The following is a 13,547-nucleotide window of genomic DNA, read 5'->3' on the forward strand; positions in this document are numbered from 1 at the left end:
AAATTTTCAGCTTAGGAAATATATGAAATCCCCAAAAATAACATTAAAAATAATTTTAGGATATCTTCTATTAATATTAACATCTGCAACTGTAACGGTTGTTACTTATAAGGAAATTCAAAAATTAACCTCATCAGAAAACATAAACCAATCTAATAGAGATAAAATGCTGAAAATCGGCAGGATATTAACTCTTATGAATGAAACGGAAAGTGCCGGAAAAATAGCAATTCGTACCGATGATGAGCAAGCTCTAAAATCTTTTTTGAAGAAAAACAAAATTCTGGAAGATAGCATTGTAGAATTCAAAAAAAATATTACCTCTGAAAAACACTTGCAAATGCTTGATACTGTGCAGATGTTGATTCAATTAAAAAGTAAAAACCTTCAAGAATTAAAAGCCATTCAGCGTAATGATGCTTCGTCAATTACAATTCGTAATGCTATTAAAAAACTTTCAAGTTTGGAGCCTTCACTTGGGCATTTTTTGTTGAATGACAACATCATAACAAGGCAAGAGAGAATAGGTCCCAGAAGAGATTCAACAAACACGGAAAGTGAAACCCAGCCGGATATTCCTTCCATATTAAAACGATATAAGGACATAAAAATCCCTCCTACTCGAAATCAATCGAAGTTTGATGAAACTGTTATGGAAACCTTAAAATTGTTAAATAAGGTTCATCGGGAAACTCAAAAATACAAGTATAAACAAAACGAAAAAATCCAGACTCTTTGGCACAATGATAACCGTATGTCAGAGAAAATCAGCGACTTACTTTCTGATTTTGAAGAAGACATCTTAAAAAGTTCACAAGAAATTAATAACGAGCGGCAAATTATTTTCAAAAAAAGTAAGTCTTTCTTAATTCTTTCTTATGTTTTTGCCATAATCGTAACCGTTTTACTTTCTTTTATCATCATACGAGATTTTTGGAAAATTCAGGCTTATCGACAAGAATTGGAAACGGCAAACCTGAAAAGCAATCGTTTATTGAAAAGCAGAGAGCAACTCGTTTCTATGGTCAGTCACGACTTACGAACGCCTCTTAGTTCCATAATAGGATATTCCGAACTCCTTAGAAAACAAGACATTACAGAAAAAGGTAAAAATTATCTTTCTCATATTAAATATTCTTCAGAATATATTCAAAAATTAGTTGATGAACTATTGGATTATTCAAAATTAGAAGCGGGAAAAATTACCATACAAAAAGTTCCTATAAATATCGCTGACACTATCAAGGAAGTCTCTGATAATGTGAGGTCTATATACAAATCTAAACCTATTACCCTGTCAATGGAAATTTCTGACACAATTCGTAATAGTAAATTTACAAATGATTCTTATCGTATCAGACAGATTCTTTACAACCTGATTTCCAACGCTTTTAAATTCACTGAAAAAGGAGAAATTTGCATTAAAGCCGAAGCCAAACCTTTCACTGACAAGGCTTCAGAAATTATCATCTCAATTTCAGACTCTGGAATTGGTATAAAAAAAGAGCAACAAGCTCATATTTTTGATGAATTTACGCAAGCCAATACAGATGTTTCAAAACGTTACGGAGGTTCGGGATTAGGTTTGCATATTTCGCAAAAATTGGCTCATCTGCTGAAAGGAAAAATAACTCTTGAAAGTGAAGAAAATGTAGGAAGTACGTTTACTTTTCGCTTTGTATCTGAAAAAGTTACTGAAAATCAAAAAGTTGTTTCAAACAAATGGACTTCTGACAAAACTCCTAACGAAATCGAAATCCTTGCAATTGATGACGACGCAACCATTTTAGGTCTTATTCAAGAACTTTTACACCAAAAAAACATAAAAGTTATTCCTTTTAGTAATGGAAAAGAGGCTCTTTCTAAAATGAATTCACTTAGTTTTGATATGGTCATCACGGACATTCAGCTTCCTGAAATGAATGGTTTTCACTTCGTTACATTATTCAATGAGAAATACAAAGACAAGCCTATTCCTGTATTGGCTATTACCGGAAGGAAAGACGTTCCCGAGAGTTTCTATACACAAAGTGGCTTTTCAGGAATATTACCAAAACCTTTCACTCCTCAGCAATTTTACGAGAAGTTAAACTCATTTTTCCCAAAAATAGAGACAAATAGTTTTGCTTCTCCTCCTCCTTTGATTATTGATTCCATAGAATATCGCCCTGAAGTTCTGGAGCAGTTTATGGGAGATGATAAGGAGGCTATTATTGCTCTTTATGAAACTTTTATAAATGATTCTGTAAAAAACATTGCAAACTTAAAACGATTTGCGAATATTAGAGAATATGAGCATATCCGAGCTATTGCACATAAAATGCGAAGTATGTTCGGGCAAATAAACGCTAAAAGAGAAGTAGAAATATTAAATTACTTAAATGGCATTTCGGAAGAAAGTGATATTTTAGAACTTCGTGTTAAAATCAACAATTTAGAAAAACTTTTTAATGAAGAATGCAAGATAGCTATTGAAAAATACTGTAATAGTTAAAATAGAAAACAAAAATCCGAATTTCGTGATGAAATTCGGATTTTTTGCTTTGTAAAAAAGATGATTAATCTTTCATTCTTTCTACATATGTTCCCTTTTCAGTTTCAACTTTAATACGGTCTCCTTCATTGATAAATAAAGGAACGTTTACGATTGCTCCCGTTTCTACGGTAGCCGGTTTTGTAGCGTTGGTCGCTGTATTTCCTTTTACCCCTGGCTCAACGTGAGTCACCGTAAGTATCACACTGGCAGGCATTTCTACAGAAAGAGGAGATTCATCTTCTGCATTGAAGATAATCATTACTATTTCTCCTTCCTTAAGTAATTCGGGATTATCCAGCATATCTTTACGGATGTTTACCTGATTGTAATCCTCTGTATTCATAAACACAAAATCATCTCCTTCTTCGTATAAATATTGGAAAGAGCGTGTTTCTACACGTACATCGTCAATTTTATGTCCTGCAGAAAAAGTGTTATCAAGAGTTTTTCCTGTGGTAACACTTTTCAATTTGGTACGAACGAAAGCAGGTCCTTTTCCCGGTTTAACGTGCAAAAATTCGATTATTTTGTAAATGTCGTGATTAAAACGGATACATAGTCCTTTTCTAATATCTGCTGTTGTTGCCATCTATTATAATTAATTGTTATTAAATTTTTTACTTTTTCATAAACGATATTGAAACTTCTTCATAAAACACAGAAACACAATATGTTTTACATACTTCCTCCTGTGTAACCTTTCATTACCCCTCGTGAGGAATTACGAATGAAATCTAAAATTTCATCTCTTTCAGGAGTAGCTTCCATTTCTGCTTCCACTATGGAAAGTGCTTGTGTGGTATTGAAATCTTTTTGGAAAATAATCCTGTAAATGTTTTGTATTTCTCTGATTTTTTCAGGCGTAAATCCTCTTCTTCGCAAACCAACGGAATTGATACCCACATAAGAAAGTGGCTCACGTGCCGCTTTCACATACGGTGGTACATCTTTACGAACCAAAGAACCTCCCGTTACAAATGCGTGATTCCCGATAGTAGTAAATTGCTGAACCGCAACCATTCCCGCCAAAACTACATAATCCCCAACCATCGTATGACCTGCCAAAGTGGTGTTATTTGAGAATATACAATGATTTCCCACAATGCAATCGTGAGCAATGTGACTGTAAGCCATTATCCAGCAGTTCTCTCCTACTACGGTTTTCATTTTGTCAATCGTTCCTCTATTGATTGTTACACATTCTCGGATAGTTGTTCCGTCTCCAATAATGGTAACAGTTTCTTCATTTTGAAATTTTTTATCTTGAGGAATTGCAGAAATCACAGCTCCGGGGAAAATAGAACAATTCTTACCGATTCTTGCCCCTTCCATAATCGTTACGTTAGGACCTATCCAAGTTCCTTCACCAATTTCAACATTATTATGAATGGTTGAAAAAGGTTCAATTACCACATTTTGAGCTATTTTTGCTCCGGGATGCACATACGCCAAAGGTTGATTCATAGCCTTTTAATTATTTGATTTTCACAATTTGAGCCATCAACTCCGCTTCAGTTGCTAACTTTCCGTTTACATAGGCGTATCCCTGCATATGACAAATACCTCGTCTAATAGGCGTTAAAAGCTCTAATTTAAAAATAAGCGTATCACCAGGCATTACCTGAACTTTAAATTTAACATTATCTATCTTCATAAAATATGTCAAATAATTTTCAGGGTCAGGTACTGTACTCAAAATCAATACACCACCCGCTTGTGCCATCGCTTCGATTTGTAAAACTCCCGGCATTACAGGAGCTCCGGGGAAATGCCCCACAAAGAAAGGCTCATTCATTGTAACATTTTTCAACCCGATAACGTGTTTATCCGAAAGTTCAAAAATCTTATCAACCAACAAAAACGGTGGGCGATGCGGTAATAATTTTGTTATGTCATTGACATTCATCAATGGAGGCTGATTTATATCAATTGAAGGAACATTATTTCTACGTTCGTTTTTAATAATTTTCGATAATTTTTTAGCAAATTGCGTATTGGTAAAATGCCCTGGTTTTGTGGCAATTACCTTTCCTCTTATACGGGTACCGACCAAAGCTAAATCTCCAATCACGTCAAGGAGTTTATGTCGAGCAGCTTCGTTTGAGTAATGCAAATTCAGATTGTCCAAAATTCCGTTTGGTTGAACGGAAATATCCTCTTTATTAAAGATTTTTTTCAACTTTTGCATCGTTTCTTCAGAAATTTCTTTATCTACATAAACGATGGCATTATTCAAATCACCTCCTTTGATAAGTCCGTGATCAAGAAGCATTTCCAACTCGTGTAAAAAACTGAATGTGCGTGAGTTAGCAATATCATCCTTAAACTCGGAAAGTTTATTTAAATAGGCATTTTGTGTCCCCAAAATTTTAGTTCCGAAATCAACCATTGTAGCAACTTGATATTCCTCAGAAGGAATCACAGTAATTTCACTTCCGGTTTCTTCGTTTACATATGAAATCACTTCCTTAACTACATATTCCTCTCGTGGTGCATCTTGCTCTTGAATTCCCGCTTCTACTATGGCTTCTACAAAATATCTTGCTGAACCATCCATAATTGGTGGCTCTGAAGCGTTTAGTTCAATGATAACATTATCCAAATCCATCCCCACAAGGGCTGCCAAAACGTGTTCACACGTTTGAATTCTGACGCCTTTTTTTTCCAGAACGGTACCTCTTTCGGTATTTGTTACGTAATTAACATCTGCTTCAATTACAGGAGAACCCTCTAAATCAACACGAACAAAGGTATATCCGTGATTTACCGGAGCTGGTTTCAATGTCATTTTCACATTTTGCCCTGTGTGCAGACCAACTCCTTCTAAACTAATCTCTCTTGCTAAAGTATTTTGCTTTACCATAGACTTTATTTATTTTCCAAATATTTTTTTTCGATATCTAAAAATCGCTTCATCAAAGCAGGTAATTTCTTGAAAATCACATACGATTTATTATAATCGGAATATCCTATTGCTGGTGCACCCTGCAATACTTCATCATCTTCTACATTTCTGATAACACCTGATTGTGCTTGAATCTTCACCCGATTTCCAATATTCAAATGCCCCACAATTCCTACCTGACCACCAATCATACAACTTTCACCTATTTTGGTAGAACCTGCCACACCCGTTTGTGCAGCAATTACTGTATTCTTGCCAATTTCCACATTATGAGCTATTTGTATTTGATTATCTAATTTTACGCCTTTACGGATAATTGTTGAACCCAAAGTGGCACGGTCAATGGTGCTTCCGGCCCCTATATCAACATAATCTTCAATGATAACATTTCCAATTTGCGGAACTTTATTGTAAAAACCTTCCTGAACGGGAGCAAATCCAAATCCGTCAGCACCTAATATAACCCCAGCGTGCAATGTACAGTGCTTTCCTATAACTGTTTCTGAATATATTTTGCAACCGGCAAATAACGTGGTATTATCACCAATAGTCACATTATCACCAACATAAGTGTTGGGATAAATTTTCACATTATTACCTAAAACTACATTTTCTCCGATATAGGAAAAAGCCCCAATATATACATCTTCTCCTATTCGTGCTGATTTTGAGATGAAAACCGGTTCCTCAATTCCTTTTTTATTTAGCTTTATCTGATTATAATATTCCAGCAATTTCGAGAAAGCCGAATAGGCATCATCTACCTTAACCAAAGTAACTGAAAGTTCACTTTCTGTTTCAAAAGTTTTGTTAACTATTGCTACAGAAGCTTTTGTAGTGTATATGTAATTCTTATACTTCGGATTTGCCAAAAAAGTAAGGCTTCCTTCCTCTCCTTCCTCTATTTTTGAAAGTTTGTATATCTCTACATCAGGATTTCCTTCTACTTCTCCGTGTAATATATTTGCTATTTGTAAAGCTGTAAATTTCACTTTTGTACTTTTAAATTCCTAAAAACCAATACTGTAAAAAATAAAAATTATTTTTTTCATTTACAGTAAAAACAATATTTCGTTTTTTCCGCAACAAAAATAGAAAAATAATTTAAAAGAACATTAAATATTATTTTTTTTAGGTTTTATATGCTCCGAATTATAAACATTTTAGCAATTATAGTTTATCTTCAAAAAATTCCTTAAAAAGGATAGTTTATTCCTATGTTGTAAACCAAATTTTTTAAAGATACATCCGTAAACCAACGACTTCCTACTGAATTTGCCGGATTGTATATTCTGTTAGCGACATCCAATCGGAAAACAAAAAATCCAAAATCATACCGAAGCCCTAAACCCGAACTCACCCCAACATCCTTCAGCGATGAAAGATTTTTGAATTTGTACGAATCAAACGAAACATCATCAAGAACATTCCAAATGTTACCTGCATCAGTAAAAATTGCTCCTTTAAAACTTCCTGCTATTGGGAAACGATACTCTAAATTCAATGTAAGTTTCATATTTGCTTCATTGTAATCCAAAATAGATTCACTGCTTCCCGGTCCCAAACTATAAGCCCTCCATCCGCGGTTATCACTTGAGCCTCCTGCAAAGTAGCTTTGTGAAAAAGGAATATTTTTTGAGTTTCCATACGGAATAGCAACCCCTAAAAAGCCACGAAACGCTAAAGAACTCTGCTCCCCTATTGGCCAATGCTTAATGTAATCAAGTTCTGTTTTTACAAATTGAGCGTATTCAACTCCCAAAAATTTTCTTGGATTGCTCTCCTCTTTTACAACACCATACAAACTTGAAAATAAGTTCAACAAGCTACCCGCACTTTCCAATTTCACACGGAATTGCGAAAAATCTCTTTGGAAAAACTGCGAATTGTTATTAAATATATAGGTAAAACTCGTTGAAAGAATGAAATCATTACGTGTAAGTCTTTCTTGTCTTTGTCCTATACTCAAAATTGGCGTTATATCTTCCTCTTTAAGAGTTACTCTCTGATTGATAATATCGTTAAAAAATCCTGATGTCCCTTTTTCTACAATCAAATCTCCTTGATCATCTAAATACGAGGGGTCAAGTGTGTATTTTTTAGCAATTGTATTCAATCGATTGTAGGTAGATCTATAAATATTGAAAAAATTCCCCGGATTTAAGTTATGTACGTATTGAACATTCAGTAAATCAAACACGGTTTTATCATTGCGTGGATTCCAAGAATATCGCAATACTCCTGTCACATTTTGCTTATCTAAACCGATGTTGGTTTGGTAACTCGTACCCACTTGCAACATCGTTTGCGGAGTCATAGAATATGGGATTATTTTAGTTGTATTTAAAAAGAACAATATCTCAGGAAAAACCAAACGAATATCCCCGCTGATTTCTGACATATTGAAAAATCTTTTCTCACTTGAATTTCTTTGTGAAGCGAAAGTTCCCTGCAAATTCAATTCCAATATTTCACTTCTTCTAAAAGCATTTCTTGTTGCAAATGAAGTTCCTAACGTGATACCAATTTGTTCAATTTCAGAGCGTTTTATTTCGTTTGTAAGCCGAAGCGAAAACTTATCCAACGGAGCTAAATATATGTTAGCATCTAAATTTTTCTGAAGCGTGTCATTTTCAGTATATTTAAACTCAATATTCGGATATTTAAAAATACGTAAATTATTGATTTGCTTATAGGTAAGTCCTCTATTTTCATCTGAATAAGTTGCTCCTTTTTCCAAAGCCGAAGCCATTTTCAAAATACGAGGTTTGTATTTCAATTTATCTTTATAAAATATTGTTATATCCTTATAAGTAATTGAATCCAAAGTTTTTGGATCCATAGTGTAATCATAATCGGTAAAAATTCGGATGTTGTTAAGGTAATGAACTTTATAAACTTTTTTAGTGATAATATCCCCATCACGCTCAATCAAATCATCAATAACAGTTGTTACGTCCAGCTTTTGGTCTTTATTTTCCTGAATCGTGTCACGCTCAATCTCAAAATTTATTGAACTTGGCTGAAATGTATAAAAACCATTATTCCTAAATAAAGTTGTAAGGCGGCTGCGTTCGCTGTTAAAATCACTTAATTGATACGGATTTCCCGACTTCAAAAAACTGTTATATAAATGTGTATCATACACAGAATCAATCTCGGAAGAAGCTATGGAAGTTTTTAAAGTATCCAAATAGTAACGCTCTCCGGTTTGAATATGATAAGAAACAATTGCTCTTTTTTTCTTACTTTTAGGATTATAAATCACGCTATCTTTCACAGTAGAATTAAAATATCCGATACTATTATGATATGATTTTAAGTAATTTACGGTTGATTTTGTTTTTGAACTGTCCAAAATAACGGGAGCTTCACCAATGTTTTTCAACTGCTTGTGTATTCCTGAAACCAAAAAAGATTGTTTTAATCGTCTGACTTGTTTTTGCGACAATATTCTTTCCAAAGAACTGTTCCACTTTGGGTGTTCATCAAGCCAATCTTGAAAATCTTCCTCAGGATTTGGTTTCGCAGCGTTATATATGTATAAGCCCAAAGGCAACCCAAACAAAGACGCATTTGGCTTTTGTAAAATAAAATTATTTATCTTTGCGTCTTCTGTTTTTTTATCATTTACGTAAACTGTATTCTCTTTGAGTAAATACGAATTTTCAGGAACTCTTTTTACAGTATTACAAGCTGATAATAAAACAGATACCAGTGCAAAAAGTGATATTTTAGGAATAAATAATCTCACAAACTTTTGTTTTTAGGGCTCAAAAATACATATTTTTTATGGTTAGCAAAAATCAAATTAAACTTATTCAGAAGTTACAACAAAAAAAATATCGTTTTCAGCATCAAATGTTTATAGTGGAAGGCAAAAAATCAATTATTGAATTTCTACAAACAAACTTTGATGTCGAGCAAATTTTTGTTACAGAATACTTTTCTGAAAAATTACCAAAAAACAAAACAATCATCACCACAAAAGAAGAATTAAAAAAAATTAGTTCGCTTAAAAATCCGGATGAGGGATTTGCCATTTTCAGAATTCCTAAAGCACAACCTATTCAACATAAAGGACTTATATTAGCTCTGGACGACATTCGTGACCCGGGCAATTTAGGAACCATCATTCGGCTTTGTGATTGGTTTGGCATACAACAACTGGTTTGCAGCGAAGAAACGGTAGATTGTTACAATCCAAAAGTAGTGCAAGCATCAATGGGTTCGCTAACTCGTGTAAACATTCATTACACTGATTTACAGGACTTTTTCAACAATACAACATTGCCAATTTACGCAACAGCTATGAACGGTGAAAACGTATATCAAACTCATTTTCCTGAAGATTTTATCCTGATAATGGGCAACGAAGCTAACGGAATTTCAGAGAAAGTATTCAAATTTGCCTCAAAAAAAATTACAATTCCCCGTTTTGGACAATTGCAACAAACTGAAAGTTTGAATGTTGCAACCGCAACTGCTATTTTACTGAGCGAAGTTAGAAGAAATTCACAAAAATAAAATCTATGCGTCTATCCTAAATATTATGTTTTAAAACGGCAATATTACATCAATTACATAAAATAATTTAAGTATGAAAAAAAATATCCAAACATTAATGTTTTCTTCCTTAATTTTTCTTTTTTTTGCAGCCGCTTGTAAAAATAAAGAAGAAAAGCCCAACAAACAGATGAAAGAAAGCAACAAAAAAGTAGTATATCAAGTATTTACAAGGTTGTTCGGTAATACAAACAATACGAACAAACCTTGGGGAACAAAACAGGAAAACGGCGTGGGCAAATTTTCCGATTTCACCGACAAAGCTCTGCAAGAAATCAAAGACTTAGGAGCCACGCACATTTGGTTCACGGGCGTTCCTCATCACGCTTTGGTGGGCGATTACACCGCCATCGGAATTTCAAACGACGCCCCCGAAGTGGTCAAAGGACGTGCCGGGTCGCCTTACGCCGTGAAAGATTACTACAACGTAAATCCCGATTTGGCAGACAACCCCGAAAACCGATTGGAAGAATTTAAAGCCCTGATTGAACGCACCCATAAAAACGGACTCAAAGTTATCATCGATATTGTACCCAACCACGTGGCACGTAAATACGAAAGCGTTTCCAAACCTCAAGGTATCAAAGGTTTTGGAGAAGATGACAACACTTCCGTACAATACGATGTAAACAATAATTTTTATTACAATCCCGGTGAAGCTTTCCAAGTACCTGACTATCCGCACGATTTCCTTCCGTTAAACAAAGAAGCCATCGCCAACGACAGAAAGTTTCACGAATTTCCTGCCAAATGGACAGGCAACGGCTCACGAAAATCAAAACCCGATTTCAACGATTGGTACGAAACCGTAAAGCTCAACTTCGGGGTGCGACCCGATGGCACAAAAGATTTCCCCGAACTTTCGGACGACTTCAACGATAAGGACTACAAGGCTCATTTCCAATTCTGGGAATCGAAAACCGTTCCCAATACGTGGCTGAAATTCAAAGATATTGCCCTATTTTGGCTCAGTTTAGGCGTGGACGGATTCCGTTTTGATATGGCGGAAATGGTTCCCGTTGAGTTTTGGAGTTATCTGAATTCCAACATCAAAATGAAAAATCCCGATGCCTTTTTGTTGGCGGAAATCTACAACCCGAAAGCCTATCGCGATTATATTCGCAAAGGAAAAATGGACTATTTGTACGATAAAGTACAGTTGTACGACACGCTGCGGGGCATCATTTCACACGGACGCTCCACCGACGCCATTGCTCCCATACAAAAAGAGCTTGCCGATATTTCCGAAAATATGTTGCACTTTCTGGAAAACCACGACGAACAACGCATCGCATCGCCTGAGTTTGCCGGGTATCCCGAAAAAGCCAAACCTGCGATGACCGTTTCCACGCTTATCAGCGATGCTCCCGTGATGATTTATTTTGGGCAGGAAGTGGGCGAAAAAGGAGCTGAACGAGGCGGTTTCGGAAGTCCGTCTCGCACCTCTATTTTTGATTACGTAGGTGTTCCCGCTCACCAACGTTGGATGAACAACAAACAGTTTGACGGAGGGCAACTTTCTGAAAATGAAAAACAATTACGCGATTTCTACAAGCGTTTATTGAATCTTCCGGTCAGCGGATTTTATGCCGATATTCACGAGCATAACCGAAAAAACACGGAATTCTACAACGATAAGGTATATGCCTTTGTACGCGGAGATGAAGAAAATCAATGGATTGTAATCGTGAATTTCAGCGATACGGACGGATTCGGGTTCGACCTACAAATTCCTCAATTTATTATCGGGAGCTGGTTCCTAAACGACGGAACATACACCGCAATTGATGCTCTTTACGAAAATCAAAAAACAGCTTTGAACATTACCAACGGACAGGGAAAAATGCGAGTGGATATCGCTCCGCTACAATCATTGGTGTTTAAAATTTCTAAAAGCCATTAAAAAAATTAGATTGCCTACCTTATGGCAGAACTCTTTATCTATTTATAAATTAACCCTATATGGGAGCGTATGTAATATGCTCCCATTATTTTTTTAAAAAAGTATGTAGTATGTGCCTATATATGTATCACAATATTAACTAAACGAAACAATCATACAATATCAAGTATAAAGAATAAAAATATTAATATCATATCACTACAATAGGAAGAAATATTTTTATTTTAAGAAATCGTACTACTACGACAACAGAAAATATTTTTAAAAGACGGATTCATAGCAATACAACAGGAATAAATGTTTTTATTTTAAGAAATCGTACCACTACAACAATAGAAAATATTTTTAAAAGACAGATTCATAGCAATACGACAGGAAGAAATATTTTTATTTTAAAAAATCGTACCATACGACAACAGCAAATATTTTTAAAAGACGGATTCATAGCAATACGATAGGAATAAATATTTTTATTTTACAAAATCGTACCACTACAATGATAACAAATATTTTTAAAATAGGAATTCATAGCAATACGATAAAAATAAATGTTTTTATTTTAATAAATCATACCGCTACGATAATAACAAATATTTTTAAAATAAGAATTCATAGCAATACGATAGGAAGAAATGTTTTTATTTTAAGAAATCGTACCACTACGACAACCACAAATATTTTTAAAAACAAAAACCTTCGCCAAAGCTAAGAACTCTGACGAAGGTAGAAGTATGTTTATGTCCTGCAGAATAAGGTTACATTCTTTTGAAACGGTTATGCGTCCAAAGATAATACTCAGGTTGTTTGTAGATTTGTTGGTTGAGACGTTCAAAAAACATATCGGTTATTTGGTAATCAGGCATTTCTGTAGGATTGGCTGACAGCAATTCAAAAGTGGTTTGATAGTATCCACGTTTTATTTTTTGAATATTTGCAAACAAAATCACTGCATTGAGTTGCTTTCCCATTCGTTCTGCTCCCGTAAAAACAGGCACACGAAGCCCCAAAAACGGACGGCGATAACTCTTGGAGTTGTTCGGCACTTGGTCGGCAGCGAAGCCATAACAGCAAAGAAGCCCTTGGTCTCTATGGCGTTTCATTTCCGCGGAAGCTCTGTATCGTGATAGCAAAAAACTTTTGTGCTTCATTCGTACTTTCTGTACAAGTCGGTCAAAATACTTGTTACTCAGTGGTGTATAAAGTGCGTAAGGTTTGTGGTTTAAATTGTAAGCCAGTGAAAGCAACCATTCATAACTTGCATAATGTCCGCACATTAGGATTATGCTTCGGTTTTCAATACTTTTTTCTTTGAATATTTCCAAATTGGTATAAGTCATTCGTTGTTTCATTTCTTTCTCGGACATTCCGTAGGATTTTATCATTTCCAAAAATATGTCGCAGAAATGTCTGTAGAATTTTTTTTCGATATTCAATAATTCCGTTTGCGTTTTAAAAGGAAAAGCAACATTCAAATTCTTACGAACAACTTCTACCCTGAATTTCAAAAATTTATATATAATAAAATACACAAAATCCGATACTATATATAGCAATCGGAAAGGAAGTTTTGACAATATCCAGATAACGGGATACGCCAAAATATATACCAATAAGTTCATTTATATCAAAAATTTCTG

9 protein-coding genes are annotated in these 13,547 nt (G+C 34.8%); 3 read left to right on the plus strand and 6 right to left on the minus strand.

The features are described from left to right. The first annotated feature begins 22 nt into the window (after positions 1–22). Positions 23–2,494, plus strand: a complete 2,472-nt coding sequence (locus GN105_RS08155; RefSeq protein WP_155284921.1) for an ATP-binding response regulator — start codon at positions 23–25, stop codon at positions 2,492–2,494. Between the two features lie 64 nt (positions 2,495–2,558). Here the strand turns inward: GN105_RS08155 and efp are convergent, their stop codons facing one another. The 5 genes from efp to tamL all read right to left on the minus strand — a co-directional run bounded on the left by efp (position 2,559) and on the right by tamL (position 9,195). Then, the gene (gene efp, locus GN105_RS08160; protein WP_095894834.1) at positions 2,559–3,125 is read right to left on the minus strand and encodes an elongation factor P; all 567 of its coding nucleotides are present in this window, start codon (positions 3,123–3,125) and stop codon (positions 2,559–2,561) included. Between the two features lie 86 nt (positions 3,126–3,211). Next, the gene (lpxA, locus tag GN105_RS08165; RefSeq protein WP_155284922.1) at positions 3,212–4,000 is read right to left on the minus strand and encodes an acyl-ACP--UDP-N-acetylglucosamine O-acyltransferase; all 789 of its coding nucleotides are present in this window, start codon (positions 3,998–4,000) and stop codon (positions 3,212–3,214) included. 10 nt (positions 4,001–4,010) lie between these two features. Continuing rightward, positions 4,011–5,399: a bifunctional UDP-3-O-[3-hydroxymyristoyl] N-acetylglucosamine deacetylase/3-hydroxyacyl-ACP dehydratase gene (locus GN105_RS08170; protein ID WP_155284923.1), complete on the minus strand. Its 1,389-nt coding sequence runs from the start codon at positions 5,397–5,399 to the stop codon at positions 4,011–4,013. Between the two features lie 5 nt (positions 5,400–5,404). Then, on the minus strand, positions 5,405–6,433 hold the full coding sequence (gene lpxD, locus GN105_RS08175) for a UDP-3-O-(3-hydroxymyristoyl)glucosamine N-acyltransferase (RefSeq protein ID WP_155284924.1): 1,029 nt from the start codon (positions 6,431–6,433) through the stop codon (positions 5,405–5,407). A gap of 203 nt (positions 6,434–6,636) precedes the next feature. Continuing rightward, positions 6,637–9,195, minus strand: a complete 2,559-nt coding sequence (tamL, locus tag GN105_RS08180) for a translocation and assembly module lipoprotein TamL (protein WP_155284925.1) — start codon at positions 9,193–9,195, stop codon at positions 6,637–6,639. A gap of 38 nt (positions 9,196–9,233) precedes the next feature. Here tamL and GN105_RS08185 point away from each other — a divergent pair, with 38 nt between their 5' ends. Both GN105_RS08185 and GN105_RS08190 read left to right on the plus strand, forming a co-directional pair. Beyond that, entirely contained in the window at positions 9,234–9,968 is a 735-nt protein-coding gene (locus tag GN105_RS08185; RefSeq protein WP_155284926.1) for a TrmH family RNA methyltransferase, read from the plus strand. A 169-nt stretch (positions 9,969–10,137) separates the two neighbouring features. Further along, positions 10,138–11,910, plus strand: a complete 1,773-nt coding sequence (locus GN105_RS08190; RefSeq protein ID WP_155285003.1) for an alpha-amylase family glycosyl hydrolase — start codon at positions 10,138–10,140, stop codon at positions 11,908–11,910. 755 nt (positions 11,911–12,665) lie between these two features. Here GN105_RS08190 and GN105_RS08195 read toward each other — a convergent pair. Beyond that, a complete protein-coding gene (locus GN105_RS08195; RefSeq protein WP_155284927.1) occupies positions 12,666–13,529 on the minus strand; it encodes a lysophospholipid acyltransferase family protein in 864 nt (287 codons plus the stop codon). Positions 13,530–13,547 lie beyond the last annotated feature (18 nt).

It is taken from the genome of Capnocytophaga felis (assembly GCF_009684755.1).
Taxonomy (GTDB): Bacteria; Bacteroidota; Bacteroidia; order Flavobacteriales; family Flavobacteriaceae; genus Capnocytophaga; species Capnocytophaga felis.